15 protein-coding genes and 2 pseudogenes are annotated in these 16,295 nt (G+C 73.6%); 12 read left to right on the forward strand and 5 right to left on the reverse strand.

What is annotated here, in order from left to right:
• Positions 1-68: 68 nt before the first annotated feature.
• The 3 genes from ACGFRF_RS03085 (at position 69) to ACGFRF_RS03095 (ending at position 2,804) form a co-directional block, all read left to right on the forward strand.
• Positions 69-746 (forward strand): uracil-DNA glycosylase, encoded by a 678-nt coding sequence (locus ACGFRF_RS03085; protein ID WP_393736614.1) that lies wholly within the window; start codon positions 69-71, stop codon positions 744-746.
• Positions 743-1,738 carry an N-acetylglucosamine kinase gene (locus ACGFRF_RS03090; protein ID WP_393736616.1) on the forward strand — a complete coding sequence of 332 codons (996 nt, stop codon included), beginning with the start codon at positions 743-745 and terminating at the stop codon, positions 1,736-1,738. Before ACGFRF_RS03085 ends, ACGFRF_RS03090 begins: the two co-directional genes overlap by 4 nt.
• A 142-nt stretch (positions 1,739-1,880) precedes the next feature.
• Positions 1,881-2,804, forward strand: coding sequence for a sirohydrochlorin chelatase (locus ACGFRF_RS03095; RefSeq protein ID WP_393736617.1), 924 nt, complete (start codon positions 1,881-1,883; stop codon positions 2,802-2,804).
• Between the two features lie 131 nt (positions 2,805-2,935).
• Here ACGFRF_RS03095 and ACGFRF_RS03100 read toward each other — a convergent pair whose 3' ends face one another.
• Both ACGFRF_RS03100 and ACGFRF_RS03105 read right to left on the reverse strand, forming a co-directional pair.
• The gene (locus ACGFRF_RS03100; protein WP_393736619.1) at positions 2,936-3,973 is read right to left on the reverse strand and encodes a lactonase family protein; all 1,038 of its coding nucleotides are present in this window, start codon (positions 3,971-3,973) and stop codon (positions 2,936-2,938) included.
• Positions 3,974-4,555: 582 nt separating this feature from the next.
• Complete coding sequence (locus tag ACGFRF_RS03105) at positions 4,556-6,043, reverse strand: FUSC family protein (protein ID WP_393736621.1); 1,488 nt, start codon at positions 6,041-6,043, stop codon at positions 4,556-4,558.
• A gap of 233 nt (positions 6,044-6,276) precedes the next feature.
• On the opposite strand from ACGFRF_RS03105, the pseudogene ACGFRF_RS03110 reads away from it, so the two are divergent.
• The 3 genes and pseudogenes from ACGFRF_RS03110 (at position 6,277) to ACGFRF_RS03120 (ending at position 9,293) form a co-directional block, all read left to right on the forward strand.
• A pseudogene (locus tag ACGFRF_RS03110) lies at positions 6,277-6,754 on the forward strand (Lrp/AsnC family transcriptional regulator).
• Between the two features lie 307 nt (positions 6,755-7,061).
• Positions 7,062-7,722, forward strand: a pseudogene (locus ACGFRF_RS03115) (glycosylase); the annotation flags it as partial.
• 68 nt (positions 7,723-7,790) lie between these two features.
• Positions 7,791-9,293: an MFS transporter gene (locus tag ACGFRF_RS03120; protein WP_393736623.1), complete on the forward strand. Its 1,503-nt coding sequence runs from the start codon at positions 7,791-7,793 to the stop codon at positions 9,291-9,293.
• Positions 9,294-9,395: 102 nt separating this feature from the next.
• On the opposite strand, the gene ACGFRF_RS03125 is transcribed toward ACGFRF_RS03120, so the two are convergent.
• Positions 9,396-10,190, reverse strand: coding sequence for a LysR family substrate-binding domain-containing protein (locus ACGFRF_RS03125; protein ID WP_393736625.1), 795 nt, complete (start codon positions 10,188-10,190; stop codon positions 9,396-9,398).
• Positions 10,191-10,248: 58 nt separating this feature from the next.
• Here ACGFRF_RS03125 and ACGFRF_RS03130 point away from each other — a divergent pair, with 58 nt between their 5' ends.
• Both ACGFRF_RS03130 and ACGFRF_RS03135 read left to right on the forward strand, forming a co-directional pair.
• A complete protein-coding gene (locus ACGFRF_RS03130) occupies positions 10,249-10,644 on the forward strand; it encodes a DUF5997 family protein (protein WP_393736627.1) in 396 nt (131 codons plus the stop codon).
• A 313-nt stretch (positions 10,645-10,957) separates the two neighbouring features.
• Positions 10,958-11,818, forward strand: a complete 861-nt coding sequence (locus tag ACGFRF_RS03135) for a response regulator transcription factor (RefSeq protein ID WP_393736629.1) — start codon at positions 10,958-10,960, stop codon at positions 11,816-11,818.
• A 58-nt stretch (positions 11,819-11,876) separates the two neighbouring features.
• Here the strand turns inward: ACGFRF_RS03135 and ACGFRF_RS03140 are convergent, their stop codons facing one another.
• Positions 11,877-12,299: a secondary thiamine-phosphate synthase enzyme YjbQ gene (locus ACGFRF_RS03140; RefSeq protein WP_393736631.1), complete on the reverse strand. Its 423-nt coding sequence runs from the start codon at positions 12,297-12,299 to the stop codon at positions 11,877-11,879.
• A gap of 162 nt (positions 12,300-12,461) precedes the next feature.
• Between ACGFRF_RS03140 and ACGFRF_RS03145 the strand changes: the two genes are divergently transcribed.
• The 4 genes from ACGFRF_RS03145 to ACGFRF_RS03160 all read left to right on the forward strand — a co-directional run bounded on the left by ACGFRF_RS03145 (position 12,462) and on the right by ACGFRF_RS03160 (position 15,350).
• A complete protein-coding gene (locus ACGFRF_RS03145) occupies positions 12,462-12,545 on the forward strand; it encodes a putative leader peptide (RefSeq protein ID WP_393737095.1) in 84 nt (27 codons plus the stop codon).
• 575 nt (positions 12,546-13,120) lie between these two features.
• Positions 13,121-13,267, forward strand: coding sequence for a hypothetical protein (locus tag ACGFRF_RS03150; protein ID WP_393736633.1), 147 nt, complete (start codon positions 13,121-13,123; stop codon positions 13,265-13,267).
• Complete coding sequence (locus ACGFRF_RS03155) at positions 13,240-13,986, forward strand: ABC transporter ATP-binding protein (RefSeq protein ID WP_393736635.1); 747 nt, start codon at positions 13,240-13,242, stop codon at positions 13,984-13,986. Before ACGFRF_RS03150 ends, ACGFRF_RS03155 begins: the two co-directional genes overlap by 28 nt.
• Before the next feature lie 284 nt (positions 13,987-14,270).
• A complete protein-coding gene (locus ACGFRF_RS03160; protein ID WP_393736637.1) occupies positions 14,271-15,350 on the forward strand; it encodes an NAD(P)-binding domain-containing protein in 1,080 nt (359 codons plus the stop codon).
• Between the two features lie 12 nt (positions 15,351-15,362).
• Here the strand turns inward: ACGFRF_RS03160 and mltG are convergent, their stop codons facing one another.
• Positions 15,363-16,259: an endolytic transglycosylase MltG gene (gene mltG / locus ACGFRF_RS03165; protein WP_393736639.1), complete on the reverse strand. Its 897-nt coding sequence runs from the start codon at positions 16,257-16,259 to the stop codon at positions 15,363-15,365.
• Positions 16,260-16,295: the final 36 nt, after the last annotated feature.

Genomic DNA, 16,295 nt, shown 5'->3' on the forward strand with positions numbered 1-16,295 from the left:
GGGACTCTCCCGTCGTGCTCCGGCCATCGGTTGATCACCGACCGGTGTACGGCAGTAGGGTGACGCCCGTGGCACCACGACCCTTGCATGAAATCGTCGAACCGGGCTGGGCGAAGGCCCTGGAACCCGTCGCCGGACGGATCGCCGGGATGGGCGACTTCCTGCGCGCGGAGATCGCCGCGGGGCGCACCTACCTCCCGGCCGGACCCAACGTCCTGCGGGCCTTCCAGCAGCCCTTCGACGAGGTCCGGGTCCTGATCGTCGGTCAGGACCCGTATCCCACCCCGGGGCACGCGGTGGGCCTGTCGTTCTCGGTCGCGCCCGACGTGCGCCCGCTGCCGCCGAGCCTGATCAACATCTTCCGCGAGCTGACCAGCGACCTGGGACTGCCCCAGCCCTCCAACGGCGACCTGACGCCCTGGACCGAGCAGGGTGTGCTGCTGCTCAACAGGGCGCTGACCACCGCGCCGCGCAGCCCGGGCGCGCACCGCGGCAAGGGCTGGGAGGAGGTCACCGAGCAGGCGATCCGGGCGCTGGCGGCGCGGGGCAAGCCGCTGGTGTCCATCCTGTGGGGGCGTGACGCCCGTAACCTGCGTCCACTGCTGGGCAGGCTCCCGGCGGTGGAGTCCGCACACCCCTCGCCCATGTCGGCCGACCGCGGTTTCTTCGGCTCGCGCCCCTTCAGCCGGGCCAACGATCTGCTGATGGAACAGGGCGGGCAGCCGGTGGACTGGCGTCTGCCGTGACCACCCGGGGTTATCTCGCCGTGGACTCCGGCGGTTCCGGCCTACGGGTCGCCGTCGGCGTTGCGGGGCGGGAGCCCGCGGCCCAGCGGGGGACCCCGGAACCCGTCCGCACGGGTGCGCGGGGCATCGACCCTGCCCACCTGATGGCCCAACTCCTCCCGATCGCCCGCGCCTTGGCGGCGGAGACCGGGGTGAGCGAGCTGGGCACGGCCGTCGTCGGCGCCGCCGGGTTCGCCACCCTGGGCGACGCCCTGCGCGCCGAACTGCCCGGCGCCCTCGCCCGGGAGCTGGGTGTGCGGAAGGTGGCGCTCGCCGCCGACGCCGTCACGGCCTACGTCGGTGCCCTCGGGCCGCGTCCGGGCGCGGTGCTGGCCGCGGGCACCGGACTGATCGCGGTCGGCACCGACCTGCGGGGCTGGCGGCGGGCCGACGGCTGGGGGCATCTGCTGGGCGACTGCGGCAGCGGTGCCTGGATCGGACGGGCCGGCCTGGAGGCGGCGCTGCGCGCGTACGACGGCCGGGACGGTGGTTCCGCACCCCTGCTGGCCTCGGCCGAGGAGCGGTTCGGCGCGATGTCCGGGCTGCCCGGCCTGGTGTACCCCCGCGCCGACCGGCCCGCCGTACTGGCCTCCTTCGCGCCCCGGGTGGCCGCGTGTGCCGCGCACGACCCGGTCGCCGCGGGCATCCTGCGCACGGCGGCCCGGCACATGGCCGAGTCGGCCGCGGCCGTGTGCCCCGCGGAGGGGGAGCCCGAAGTGGCGCTCACGGGCGGCCTGTTCAAGCTGGGTGACGCCCTCCTCGTACCCCTGCGCGAGGAGGTGGCGAGCAGGCTGCCGCACGCGCGTCAGGTGCCCGCCGAGGGCGATCCGCTGCACGGTTCGGTACGGATCGCCACCGACCTCGCGACCGACCGGCTCATCCTGCCGAGTGAAACGACGATGCTCTACGTCGCCCCACGGACGGCTGCCGGGGTGACCGCAAAAGGCGATTGATCCCGCTGTCGCCCAATCTGCCCGGCACGTGCCCGAAGCATGCGCCTTCCGCACGTAACGCATCAGACAAAACCGGACGGATAACGCTCACCTGCACCCTCCCCGAACAGGGAAGACCGGGAAACCAGTAACATGCGGCGCCATGAGCTCCCCCACTGGACCCGCGTCCGGCCTGCCAGTACGAATGCCGCGACCCCGCCAGCCCGGACGGCACCGCCGACCGGAACCGCTGGTGGCTCCCGAGGGCGCGCCCGCGCTCGTCCTCGCGGTGCCCGGTGCGCCCAGCGCCGCCACGCGCGGCCTCGCCGAGGAGGTCGTGAGCATCGCCCGCTCCGAGCTCCCCGGCCTGGACGCCCGGATCGGGTATCTGGACGGGGACGACGCCGAGTTCCCCGGTCTCAGTTCCGTGCTGGCGCGCGCCGCCGAGGAGCGCACCGCCCGTTACGAGCAGGCCGTCGCCGCCGGTGTCGAGGTCAAGGAGCCCGACGGCCCGGTCGCCGTCGTCGTGCCGCTGCTGGCCGGTCCGGACAGCGCCCTGCTGCGCCAGATCCGCCAGTCCGTGATGGACAGCCGGGTGGCCGCCGAGCTGACCGACGTGCTCGGCCCGCACCCGCTGCTCGCGGAGGCGCTGCACGTGCGGCTGTCCGAGGCGGGTCTGGCCCGCGCGGACCGCGCCCGGCTGTTCACGGTGGCCACCGCCGCTGACGGCATCATCCTGGCCTCCGTGGGCGGCGAGGAGGCCGTGCAGGCGGCCGGGATCACCGGCATGCTGCTCGCCGCGCGTCTGGCCGTGCCGGTGATGGCGGCGGCCCTGGACCAGGAGGGCTCCATCTCCTCCGTCGCCGAGCAGTTGCGTTCCTCCGGCTCGCAGCAGCTGGCCCTGGCGCCGTACCTGATCGGCCCGGAGATCGACCCGGCGCTGCTCGCGGCGGCCGCCGAGGAGGCGGACTGCTCCACGGCCGAGGCGCTCGGCGCGTACCCGGCGATCGGCAAGCTCGCGCTCGCCAAGTACACGACGGCGCTGGGCATCGCCCCGCAGCCGGCGCAGGGCACCCCGGTCCGCTGACCGGACACGGCATCCGTACGACACAGGGCCCGATCCGGTCATCCGGAGCGGGCCCTTCGCCTCGCCCGCCGAAGGCGCCCTGCCGGACGGGATGCCCTGTTCGCCGGAGGCGGCCCGTCCGACGGGGGTGCTCAGCCGAAGACGACGCAGGAAGCCGCGGTGACCGGCACCGAGCCGTCGTAGCGGGGCAGTCCCGTCGTCTCGTCCACGGCGAACCAGCTCACGTCCCCGGAACGCTCGTTGGCCGCGTAGAGGAACCCGTCGTGCTCGGCCAGCGCGCGCGGCCAGTGCCCGCCGCAGGGCACCGTGCCGGTCAGCCGGAGCCCGTCCCCCTCGACGCCGAGGACCGACAGGACGTCCTCGCCGCGGGTCGCGGTCCACACGAAGCGGCCGTCGGGGGAGACCACGATGCCCGAGGGGTAGGCGTCGCCGGCCGGGGCGCCCGGCAGCAGGGGGATCTCGGTCAGCGGCTTCAGGGTGCCGTCCGCCGCGCCCCAGCGGCACACCGTCACCGTCGGGGTGAGTTCGTTGACCACGTACGCGTGCTCGCCGTCCGGGTGGAAGGCCAGATGGCGGGGGCCGGAGCCGGGGCGCAGGGCGAACTCGCGGTGCAGGACGGGGGCGCCCCGTTCGAGGGCGCACACCCGGACCGAGTCGGTGCCGAGGTCCACACTGACGGCCCACCGCCCGCTGGGGTCGGGCTGCACCTGGTGGGCGTGCGGGCCGCGCTGGCGCCGGTCGTGCGGGCCGGAGCCGGTGTGCTGGAGGAGGCCGGAGGGCTTGGCGGCGAGGGTGCCGTCCGAGCGTACGGGCACGGCGGTGACGCTGCCGGAGCCGTAGTTGGCGGTCAGCACGTGTCCGTCGTACAGGCTGAGATGGGTGGGTCCGCTGCCGTCCACCGGCACGGGCGGCCCGGCGAGTTGCGGCCGGTCACCGCCGAGGCGGTACGCGGCGACGGCTCCCTCGGCCGTCTCGCTGACCGCGTACAGCGTGTCGCCGCCCGGCGCCAGGGCCAGGTAGGAAGGGTCGGGGAGGTCCTTCACGGCCGCGACGAGGGTGAGGGCCCCGTCGCCCGGCGCGACCTGCGCGGTCACCAGTCCGGGGCCGCCCGCCGCCGTGAACGAGCCGATGAACGCCCGGGGCCTGTCCGCCCTGCCGTCCTGTGCCACCACTGTCCCCTCTCGGTCGAGCCAGTCCAGCCGGTCCGGGGCCGACGGTAGCAGTCGATCAACGGCGGTCTAGACCAAGAGGCGGGGTAACGGGGCGGTTCTTTGCACAGCGCCCCGTCTCCCGTGCGGTGCCGCCCGCTCGCTCCGGCTCAGGCCGGCCAACCGCGAGCGGCGACGAGGACTGCCGCCCCGCGGCCCCCGCCAGCCGCGAACGCGACGGGCGTCGCCCCCTCGGAACCCGACAACCGCGAAACCGGGACGGGCGTCGCCCTCGGACCCCGACCAACACCGAACCGCGACAGAGACTGCCCCTCGGAACCCCGCCAACCGCGAAACCGGGACAGGCGCCGCTCCCCCGATCCCGCCCAAGACCAGACGCGACCGGGGGCTCGCCAGTTCCCGGCCGGCCGGGAACAGCGAAGGGCACCCTCGCAGGCGTCCACCAACCGCGACCCGCGACCCACGACCCGCGTCAGGCCCTCCGTCCGCGACTCCCCGCCAACCGCAAGCCGCAAGCCCCAACCCGCAACCGGCACCCCCCGCAGACACCCACCCACCGCCAACCGCGACGGGCGTTCCTGCTCAGGCCCCGACCAGTCGCGAACCCGAAGGGGCGCGCAGGGGTTCGGCGAGGTCGGCCAGGGCGCGTTCCAGGCCGTGCAGGTGGGCCAGGGCGGGTTCGGCGGGCAGGTCGGCGGGGCGCTGGGGCTGGGCGCCACCCACGGTCAGGGCCTCGACGGCCGCCTCCACGCGCCAGCAGGCGGCGGCCAGGCGGGCGTCGTGGGAGGCCTCGGGGTCGGCGGCGACCGCCACCAGGCCACGGATCTCGCGGGCGCAGTCGTCGAGCAGCGCGAGGACCCGGCGGGCGCGCCGCTTGCGGGCCGGCATCGGGTTCAGCGGGTGCACCAGCGGCGCCACCGAGAGCCGGACGCGGCCGAGCAGCCGCTCCAGCTCGGCGACGCGCGGCGCCGGGTCGGCCGTGGCCGAGCCCGCGAGCCGGGCCGCGGTCTCGGCCGTGCAGGCGTGGACGCAGCGCAGGGCGCGCTGGATCCAGGCGTCGGTGGTGGCGTGCGTGGTGACCGGCAGCACGAACAGCACGGCGAGGGCGGCGCCGAGCGCGCCGACGCCGGTCTCGGCGAGGCGCAACGCGAGCAGGCCGGGGCTGAGGACCCCGAGGAGGCCGTAGAGCATCTCGGCGAGCAGGGTCACCCAGAGCATCATCCAGGTGTAGGAGACGGCGGCCGTGTAGAAGATGCCGAAGACGGCGACCGCGACGAGGACGGCCGTCGGGACGGGCGCGCCGTGCACGGGCACGGCGACGAGGAAGCCCAGGCAGATGCCGATCACCGTGCCGAGGACCCGCCGGAAGCCGCGCACCAGCGCCTCGCCGCGCGAGGCGGTGTTGACGAAGATCCACCAGGTGGCGCCGACGGCCCAGTACCAGCGCTGTCCGGACACCAGCTGGCCGACGATCAGCGCGAAGCCTGCGCCCGCCGTCGCCTGGACCGCCTGCCGGGTGGTGACCCGGGCCAGCCCGGTCCCGGATGGCGGGGCGGGCACGGCGACGGGGGGCAGCCGGCGCTCGTAGCACCACAGGCCGAAGCGGACCACGGCGGCACAGAGCACGGACAGCAGGACGGCGGCGTACAGCTCGGGCAGCCGACCCGGGGTGGCGTGCAGGAACTGGGCCACGAAGAAGGTCATGAAGGCGAACACGCCGAGGCTGTGTCCGCGCGGGCCCCAGCGGCGCGCGTACACGCCGACGCCGACGACGGCCAGGAAGGCGAGGTCACGCGCCACGGGCTGGTCGTGCAGTTCGGCCGCGACGGCGAGCACCGGCACGCCCACGGCGGGCAGCAGCGCGGTGGTGACGGCCTGCCCGCGCACGGTCGGGTCGGCCACGGTGAACAGCGCGAGCAGCGCGGCGAGGCCGCCGGTGACCGCGCCGGCGAGGGAGTGTCCGGCCAGGAGACAGATTCCGACGGCCGGCCCGATGCCGAGGACGGCCCGCGCGGCGAAGCGCAAGCGCGCCCGCCCCGGGTCCGGAGCCACGAACACCCTCTTCAGCACTGCTGCCCTCCCCTGGAGAAAACACCGGCACAGAAAAGGCGCCGCGGGAGTCCGCAGCGCCATCGACCCGTCCATGAGAGCATCACCGAGGTCACTGGCTCAAGTGTTGCCCGGATCACTGAGCCGTTGGCCCAGTATCGGGCTCTTGCGCGCGTCGACCCCGATGCCAACGGACCAGGTCGGGGGGAATACGCCGACAGAGGGCGGCTGAGCCATTGGTACAGTCGTAGCTCATGGCCGTGGACGCACTCGACACCCGTATCCTGCGGCTGCTTCTGGAGCAGCCGCGCACCAGCGTGCGCGAGTACGCCCGCATCCTCGGTGTCGCCCGCGGCACGCTCCAGGCCCGCCTGGACCGCATGGAACGGGAGGGTGTGATCACCGGTACCGGCCCGTCCCTCTTCCCCCGCTGCCCTGGACCATCCGGTGCTGGCGTTCGTGCACATCGAGGTCACCCAGGGCCACCTCGACGATGTGGGCGACGCGCTGGCGGCAGTGCCGGAGATCGTGGAGGCCTTCTCGATCACGGGTGGGGGAGACCTGCTCGCGCGCGTGGTGGGCCGGGACAACGCCCATCTGGAGGACGTGATCCAGAAGCTGATCAGCCTCCCGGGCGTGGTGCGCACCCGCACCGAGGTGGCGCTGCGCGAACGCGTCCCGTACCGGCTGCTGCCGCTGGTGGAGTCCGTCGGCCGGGCGGCCCGCGCCTGAGGCTTGGCATCCCGGCTGTGGAAGGAGCGTTCGGGCTGGGCGTTCCGGCGGAGGACCTGCTCGCCGAGCTGAACCTGCGCTACCTGGAACTGGCCCGGGCGCGACTGGATGCACGCACGACTGTCCCGGCTCCCCCCGCCACGCTCCAGTGCATGTGGGAGATCTTCTCCAGCGGCGAGTACGGCGGGATCGTGGAGGCGATCTGCACGACCGCACCGGGAGGCCTGAACACCTCGCGCCGGCCCGCCTGTTCGCCACCGGCTGATCGACGCGTGCGCCGCCGACACCGCAGCACGTCATCATCGGCGGGACGGGCCGTGCCGCCTTCGCACTGCGGCTGCGCGTGCCCGCGTGGACGACCGCGGCTTCCGGGTGACGGTCAACGAGCGGGCAGTGGAGGGGACTTCCGCGCCGGGCAGCTTTTTCACGGTCTCCCCCACCTGGCGACCGGGGACACGGTCCGGGTGAGCATGCCGTTCCGGCTGCGCGTCGAGAAGGCGCCGGCCGACCCCGCTCTCCAGACGCTGTTCCACGGCCCGGTCAACCTGGTCGGCCGCAACTCCTCGACGCGCTACCCGGAGTTGAGCCTGTACGGCAACACCGCACTGTCCGGCGACCGCCTGCCGTCCCTGACCCCGGTCTCCGACTCCCCGCTGCACCACCGGCTGGACGGTACCGAGTTCGCCCCCTTCTTCGAGGGGACCGAGGACCCGGCCCACGTCTACGTCCTCCGGTCCGAACCCCGGGTGGCGTTCGGCGCCCTCGACTCCGGCGTCGCCAACCCGGCCCGCCCCGATGGGGCCACGTTCCCGGACGCGGTGTGGGCGGGCGCGCCGTTCCGGGACAAGGGCGCGCTCACCGCACGGGTGCGGGTGGTCGTGGACGCGTGGGTGGCCGAGGGACGGCTCGCACCGGCGGACGGGGAGGCAGTGGTGCGTACGGCACGGAAGGCGTCGCACGTGGCGTAAGGGTTCCCGGGGTGACGCGCGCGGTGGTTCTCCGTGCGTGGCGGGCTGCCGCTGCTTAGCGTGACCCCATGACCACAGACCAGGTCCGGCCCGCCCCCGACGACCGGCGGTGGAAGGCGCTCGCGGTCTGTCTGGCCGCGGGCTTCATCTCGCTGCTCGACACCTCGATCGTGAACGTGGCGCTGCCCTCGATGGAGCGCGGGCTCGGGGCCTCCGAGGCCGCCCAGTCATGGGTGGTCTCCGGGTACGCCCTCACCTTCGGGCTCGCCCTGGTCCCGGCCGGCCGGCTGGGCGACATGCACGGACGGCGCTGGGCCTTCCTGTTCGGGCTCGCCCTGTTCACGGTGGCCTCCACGGCGTGCGGTCTCGCGCCCAGCGCCTCCTGGCTGGTGGTGTTCCGGCTGATCCAGGGCACGGCGGCGGGCATGGTCGCGCCGCAGACCTCGGGGCTGATCCAGCAGATGTTCCAGGGCGCCGAGCGGGCCAAGGCCTTCGGCCTGCTCGGCAGCGTCATCGGGGTGTCGACGGCGGTGGGCCCCCTGGCGGGCGGCCTGCTGATCGATGCCGTCGGCACGGACGACAGCTGGCGCTGGGTGTTCTTCGTCAACCTGCCGATCGGGGTGGCCGCCTTCGCCGCGGGGATCCGGCTGCTGCCCCGCTTCCCGGCATCACCGGGAGGGCGCGAGACGTTCGATCTGCCCGGGGTGCTGCTCCTCGGCTCGGGCGTGCTCGCGCTGATGCTGCCCCTGGTGCAGGAGCAGCAGTGGACCGGGCGGGAGAAGTGGGCGCTGATGCCGGTGGCCGCACTGCTGCTCGGCGCCTTCTGGGCGTGGGAGAAGCGGCAGGGCCGGCTCGGGCACGCTCCGCTGGTCGACCTGGCGCTGTTCTCCCTGCGCTCGTTCACGCTCGGCGCTCTGATCAGCTTCATGTACTTCGCGGGCTTCACCACGGTCTTCTTCGTCTACACCCTGTACCTGCAGAACTTCGTGGGGTACAGCGCGCTCGCGGCGGGTCTCACCGTCCTGCCCTTCGCGGCCGCCTCGGCGGTCGGGGCCGCCGTCGGAGGCCGGCTGGTCGTGCGTTTCGGCCGCAAGCTCGTCGTCATCGGCCTGTGCGGGGTGGCACTGGGGCTGCTCGGGGTGGTCGCGGCGGTGCAGCTGGTGCCCGGGCCGGACGTCGGCTGGGCGTCGGCGCTGCCGCTCCTCGTCGGGGGCATCGGGTCCGGTCTGACGGTCTCCCCGAACACGACCCTCACCCTCACCCGTGTCCCCGTACACCGGGCCGGCGCGGCCGGCGGCGTCCTGCAGACGGGGCAGCGCGTCGGCTCGGCGGCCGGGATCGCCGTCGTGGGCGCGGTGTACTTCGCGCACCTGGCCAACCACGGGCGCCCCGCCACGGCGATTCAGCTGGGGTTGCTCACCGCCGTCGGGATCATCCTGGTCGCGCTGGTACTGGCAGTCGCCGACCTGCGGGAACGCCATGTGCATCCCGAACCGGACAAGGCCCCGGAGACGGTGGGGCGAGGCTCCGGGGAGGGCGGAGCCGAGGCGAAGGTCCCGAACGGCTCCTGAGAGACCGGGCCGGGAAGGGGGGCTCGGCGGCCGAGGGGCCTAGGTGTATTGATCAGGGCGAGGCGCTCAACGGGGACAGGCGCCCGAGGGGGCTGCCCCCTCTCACGACCTCCTGCGCGGCTTCCCGCGCTTCGCCGGCGCCTTGCCGCCCCCGGAGCCCGCGCGGCCACGCCCGGTGCGGCCCACCGGCTTCCCGCCCGCCGACTTCGCGGGGGCCTGCTTCTTCTGCCGGGCGCCCGCCTGCTCCGGCCGCTTGCGCTGCTGCTCGGCCTCGGTCTTCGCCGGCGTACGGCCGCGTGTGCTGTTGACCGTGCGGCCGCGGACGATCCCGATGAAGTCCTCCACCAGGTCGGTGGTGGCCTCCTCCGGCCAGGACAGGGCGACGCCCGACCGAGGGGCGTCGACGACCGGGCGGTAGGTGAGGTCCCGGCGGTGGTACAGGCGGGCCAAGGACTGCGGGACGACCAGGAGGCCGACGTTCGCCGCCACCAGCTCGATCGCGTCCGGGGTGGTCGCGGGCCGCTCGAAGGCCGGCTGGCCGGGCGGGCTGTCCCAGTCGAGGACGTCGTCGAGGGGGTGGAAGAGCACCTCGTCGGCGAGGTCGGCGAGGGTGACCTCGTCCACCGCCGTGATCAGGTGGTCCTTGGGGACGATCACCACCGTGGTCTCGGTGTACAGGGGGATCGCGCTGAAGAAGGTGCGGTCGACGGGCAGCCGTACGAGGCCCGCGTCGGCCTCGCCCGCGCGCAGCAGCTCGGGCGCCTCGGCGGCGGGTACCTGGACGAGGGTGAGCGGGATGTCGGGCAGGCGATCGTTCCAGACCTTCACCCATTTGGCGGGCGTCACTCCGGGGACGTACGCGAGCCGGAACGACGGTGATTCCTCCGAGCCTGTCACCAGGCCAGGTTACCGGCCGTGGTCAGCTCGCCCGCACGCGGCCGATACCCTTGGCCTCATGAGTTCGCAGCAGAGCACCCAGACGATGAAGCCCGCCACCGCGGCGAAGAAGCTGGGTGTGTACCTCCCCGCCACCCCCGCCTCCTTCCAGGAGGGTGTGGTCACGCGCGCCGAGCTGAACGAGCTGCAGGCCGATCCGCCCCAGTGGCTGCGCGAGCTGCGACACAACGGCCCCCACCCGCGCCCCGTGGTCGCCGCCAAGCTGGGCGTCTCCATCGCCGGTCTCGCGCGCGGCGGGGTCACCGAGCCGCTGACCACGGAGCAGATCGAGGCGCTCAAGCAGGAGCGGCCCGAGTGGCTGGAGAAGGAGCGTGCCACCCAGGCCGAGGTCCGCAAGGAAGGCGCGCGGATCAAGAAGAAGAACGCCGAGCGCGCCGAACAGCCGCGACCCTGACGCCGAGCGCCCTGGGCGCCTCTCACTCCGGACGCCCCCGTCGCCGACCCACATGGCGGTGGGGGCGTCGCGCTGAGAGAAGCCGAGAGAAGAGGAGGCGGAGGGCACGGCCGCAGGAGACCGGGCGGGCCGGCGGCGGGGCACGCGACACCGGACGGGCCGCCGTTCCCCCGTGCCGGCGGCCCGTCCGACGCGCGTCCGAGCGGGCTGTGGCCCGGTTGAAGTGTGCGACAGCCTGAGGCGGCGGGGGTATGCGTACAACTACGTACGCGGACGGGGGAGACTGGGAAGGGGAATCGACCGGAGAGGACACGTGGAGCTGGACAAGGCCTACGAGCGCATGACGGCGGTCGCCGTGGCCGCGCTGCACGAACGGGAACCCGAGCGTCTGTGGCCGATGTTCGCCGCCGCTCTGGCGGACCTGTGCGGTGGCGAGGCGGTCATCCACAAACTCGACGAATGGAGCGAGAGTCAGGGCAGGATCGGTACGACGCCCGACGCTGCCGCCGTCGCACTGGACCGGCTCAAGGACGTGGAGCTGGGGCTGTTCCGCTCGGGTTATCCCTTCGCAGGCCATTACGCGGCCAGGGCCGACCGGACCCCGGTCACCGCGGGCCGGGCGGTGGGCCGCGTCTGGCCGCACAGCCCGACGGCGCGCCTGCTCAGTGAGGCCCTGGACGTCGATCACGTCCTGGGCGTACCGCTCCCCGACAGCACGACCCCGGTCACCGGGTGCCTCGTGTACCGCTCCGGTACGGACTTCACCGACGACCACCTCGTCATGGCCGAGCGCGCGCAGCCGCTGCTGACCGCGGTCGAACGGCAGCGGCAGTTGCTGGAGGAATGGCGGCGGACGCTCGGCCCGGGCGGCGCGCCGGACCAGCGGGCGGCCGACTGCGCGTTGACGCCCCGGGAGATCACCGTTCTGCTGCTGCTCACGGACGCGCTCACCGCCGACGCCATGGGCCGCCGCCTCGGTATCTCGATCCGCACCGTGCACAAACACGTCGAGAACATCTACCGCAAGCTGGGCACCCGTGACCGTGTCGGCACCGTGCTGCGCGCCCAGCGCCTCGGCCTTGTCCCGTCGCCCGGCCCGGCCGGGACCGGGGCCGGGGTTCGCCCCTGGTCATTCGCCACCGTCGAACAGTCCCACGGGAGCGAGCGGATCTGAAGGGTTCCTCGCCGCACCCGACGCCGTCCGGGGCGGAGGCGCCTCCGCTTTGCCGGGGTCAGCCCAGGAAGCTCAGCCGCACCCGGCGGTCGGGGTTGTCCTTGTTGGTGTCGACGAGGCACACGGACTGCCAGGTGCCCAACTCCAGGCGGCCGGCGATCACCGGGAGGGTCGCGTGCGGGGGGACGAGGGCCGGCAGCACGTGGTCGCGGCCGTGGCCGGGGCTGCCGTGCCGGTGCTGCCAGCGGTCGTCCGCGGGGAGCAGGGTGTGCAGGGCGGCGAGGAGGTCGTCGTCGCTGCCGGCGCCCGTCTCGATGACGGCGATCCCGGCGGTGGCGTGCGGGACGAAGATGTTGAGGAGCCCGTCGCGGCCGCCCGCCACGTCCCGCAGGAAGTCCTCGCAGTCCCCGGTGAGATCGACGACACGTTCCCGGGAGCCGGTGGCGACGTTCAGCGTTCGGGTGGTGAAGGCATCAGGCATGCCCCCATCCTGACCCATTCGCCGACTCTCACACCCCCGGCACGTGTCCCGGCAGACCGGCATCCCGGTGAGCCGGCTGACCCAGACCGCTGTCCGGTTGCGGGGTCCACTGGGCGAGACGCCCGTTGACCCTGCCGCATACGGCTGACTACTTTCACCCGCATGGTGCGTTCAGCCCTGCTCACCACGCGCGGTCACATCGACCTGCTGCGGGTGGCCTCCGCCGCGTGTCGCCGCGACCGCTGACGCCCTCTCCCTCCTCTCCCCCTCAGTGGGCTACGCCGTTCTGCCCGCACGTCGTCCCTGACCTGCCTTGAGCCGGTCATGACGTGGCGGGTCCACCCGCTCAGCGCCCGGCGGCGCCGGGTCGTACCCTCTCGCCCACCCCCTTGCCCGTGGAGCATCCATGAGCATCAGCCATGCCCCACCCCACTCCCCCGAGCCCGGCATCTCGGGCCTGTCCGGACCTGAAGAACCGGGGACCTGCGGTTCCGGACCCGCCTCCCCCGGCTTCCAGCCCGTCATGCCCGCCCGCTCCCGCCGCAGTCCCCCGCCGGCTGCGCTACAGCACCAGCCCGCGCGTGTCGCCGGCCCTGTGCCAACTCCTCGTCAGCAGCGGTGCGTTGACGTCCGGCGTGCTCGCCCCACCGGGCCGGATCGCATGGTCGTCGTGCTCCGGCGTAGCCGTGGACCTTGGACTGTGACCACTCGGCGCCGGACACGGGTCTCGGATCCTGACCGGCCTGCGCTCCCTCGGCATCGCCCGGCTCGCGCTGCTCTTCGCCGAGCAGGTCGACGCCTTCGCGGGCGTCGGCTTCCTGATGGCGCGGGCCCGGGACTTCCTGCGGAGCGACGTCATCGTGGTCTGCCCGGTCGTCCGCGCCTTCCCCGGCCTGCTGGCCGACTTCATCGTCCGCTCCCTCGAAAGGCTGCTGCCGCTATGGCGACCGACGTTCACGGGCCGGTGAGCCCCATGGTGACGCAGGCGGTGCACGTCGAGGGGCTGTCCCGCTCCTTCGACGGCCGCGCCGTCATCGACGACCTCCGGCTCGGCATCGCACCCGGCGAGTTCGTCGCCCTGCTCGGCCGCAGCGGCTGCGGCAAGTCGACGTTGCTGCGCATCCTCGCCGGCCTCGACCGGGACATCAAGGGCACCGCGCTCGTCCCGCGCCGCAGGGCCGTCGCCTTCCAGCCGACCCCGCTCATGCCCTGGAAGAAGGTGTGGCGCAATGTTCTGCTGGGCCTGCCCGGCAAACCCGAACGCGGCCTCGCCCAGCGGGCGCTGGACGAGGTCGGCCTGGGTCACCGGGTCGACGCCTGGCCCAAGACCCTCTCCGGCGGGGAGGTCCAGCGTGTCTCCCTCGCCCGTGCGCTGGTGCGCGAGCCGGATCTGCTGCTGCTCGACGAGCCGTTCGGCGCGCTCGACGCTCTCACCCGGATCAAGGCCCAACGGCTGGTCGGGGAGTTGTGGCAGCGCCGCGGCTGCGCCGTGCTGCTGGTCACGCACGACGTCGAGGAGGCCCTGGTGCTGGCCGACCGCGTCCTGGTGATGGACGGCGGCCGGATCGCCCACGAGCAGCGCATCGACCTCGACCGTCCGCGCGAGATCACCGACCCCCGGTTCGCCGCACTCCGCGCCGGCCTGCTGGCACGGCTCGGCGTCGACACGGCCGCCGAAGCCGCCTGAACGCCCTTTCGCCCCCGCCTGGAACGCATTCGCCACGCGACGACGCCTCGCCCCACCGTGCTGCTCCTCCCCTCCCCCTCGCCCTTCCGCTCACCGCCTGCGGCGGGGACTCGTCCGCGGCACCGGCGGCGGCAGCAGATCGCCGACACCCTCAGCGGGTCGAGGGCCCTCCCGAAGAAGGGGACCTCGGCGACTTCGTGGACACGCGGTTCAACGGCGACTGGCCTGCGGACGGGCGCTGAGCGGTCGGGAAGATCCCCGAACGGCTCCCTGTTGGCAGATGTGTGAACGGAACACGCGAGGTCGAGGTAGTCGTCATAGGCGCTGGTCAGGCCGGACTGGCCGGCGCCTATCACCTGCGGCGCACCGGCTTCGAGCCGGAGCGTGACTTCGTGGTGCTGGACCACTCCCCCGGGCCGGGCGGCGCCTGGCAGTTCCGCTGGCCGTCACTGACGTACGGCAAGGTGCACGGGATGCATGCGCTGCCCGGCATGGAGCTGACGGACGCCGACCCTGAGCGGCCTTCGGCGGAGGTGATCCGGGAGTACTTCGACCGGTACGAGCGCACCTTCGACCTGCGGGTACGACGGCCCGTGGATGTGCGGGCGGTGCGCGAGGGGCAGGACGGGCGACTGCGGGTGGAGACCTCGGACGGCATCTGGTCGACGCGGGCGCTGATCAACGCGACCGGCACCTGGGATCGGCCGTTCTGGCCGCGCTACCCGGGCCAGGAGACCTTCCGCGGGCGGCAGTTGCACACCGCGCAGTACGCCGGGCCCGAGGAGTTCGCCGGGCTGCGGGTCGTGGTCGTCGGCGGTGGCGCCTCGGGCACCCAGCATCTGCTGGAGCTGGCCCCGTACGCGGCCGCGACCACCTGGGTGACCCGGCGGCCTCCCGTGTTCCGCGAAGGGCCGTTCGACCAGGAGGCGGGGCGGGCCGCGGTCGCGCTGGTGGAGGAGCGGGTGCGGCAGGGGCTGCCGCCGCACAGTGTGGTCTCGGTCACCGGGCTGCCTCTCAACGACGCCATCCGCAAGGGCATCGCGGACGGTGTCCTGGACCGGCAGCCGATGTTCGACCGGATCACCCCGGACGGCGTGGTGTGGAAGGACGGCCGGCACGTGGAGGCCGATGTGATCCTGTGGGCCACCGGCTTCCGGGCCGCGCTCGACCACCTCACTCCCCTGCGGCTGCGCGAGCCGGGCGGCGGCATCCGGGTCGAGGGCACCCGCGCGGTGGCCGATCCGCGCGTCCACCTCGTGGGGTACGGTCCCTCGGCCAGCACCATAGGCGCGAACCGGGCCGGTCGCGCGGCCGTCCGGGACATCAGGCGGTTGCTGTCCGAGGAACAGCCGGCCGCCGCGTGACGTGCCCCCGGTTCAGCGGACCGCGGGCTGCGAGGGGGCGGGGGACTGCAGCGGGCTCTGGCTCGGGGGCTGCGCCTGCGCCGTGCTCTGGTGGAGGGCGTTGAACTCCGCCACATTGCGCATGTGCGTCGCATAGTCGTCGGTGAAGCGGGTGTCCCCCGGCTTGACCGTGACGAAGTAGAGCCAGGTGCCCGCCGGGGCGTTGAGCGTGGCGCGCATCGCCTCCTCGCCGGGGTTGTCGATCGGCGTCGGGGGCAGGCCCATGCGCTGGTAGGAGTTGTACGGGCTCTCGATGCGGGTGTCGTCCATGCTGGTGCGGAGCAAGGTGCGGTTCAGCGCGTAGTTGATGGTCGAGTCCATCTGCAGCGGCATCCCGCGCTCGAGCCGGTTGAGGACGACCCGGGCGACCTTGCCCATGTCCGCCTTCGTCGCGGCCTCGGCCTGGACGATGCTGGCGATGGTGACGGCCTGGTAGAGGTTCATCGCGTTGCGCTGGGCTCCGGCCGCGACCGGCGCCGCGTTGAACTTCTTCTCGGCGGTGTCGACCATGGACCGCAGCAGTGACTCGGGCGTCGCCCCCTTCTCCAGGGGGTACGTGGCCGGGAAGAGATAACCCTCGGGGTTGCCCTGGGCCTCGCCCGGCAGCTTCAGAGCGGCCTTGCCGATGGACTTGCGGGTGCTGCCCGCGGGCAGTTTCAGGGCCTTGTCGATCGCGTCGTACACCTGGCTCGCGCGCCAGCCCTCCGGGATGACCAGGCTGGCGGGCTCCGCTTCCTGGTGGCCGCTCTCCAGCGTCAGCAGCGGCACCGCCACGGCGGCGCCGGCCACGACGGCGCCGGCCACGACGAGGGCGAGGCGGCCTCGGCGGGTCAGTCGGATCGTGCTCCGTGGCGGAGTCTTCTTCTGCATGCGGGCACGGTATTACGCATATGGCCATAAACCCGG

Source organism: Streptomyces sp. NPDC048521, assembly GCF_043199855.1.
In the GTDB taxonomy this organism is placed as follows: domain Bacteria; phylum Actinomycetota; class Actinomycetes; order Streptomycetales; family Streptomycetaceae; genus Streptomyces.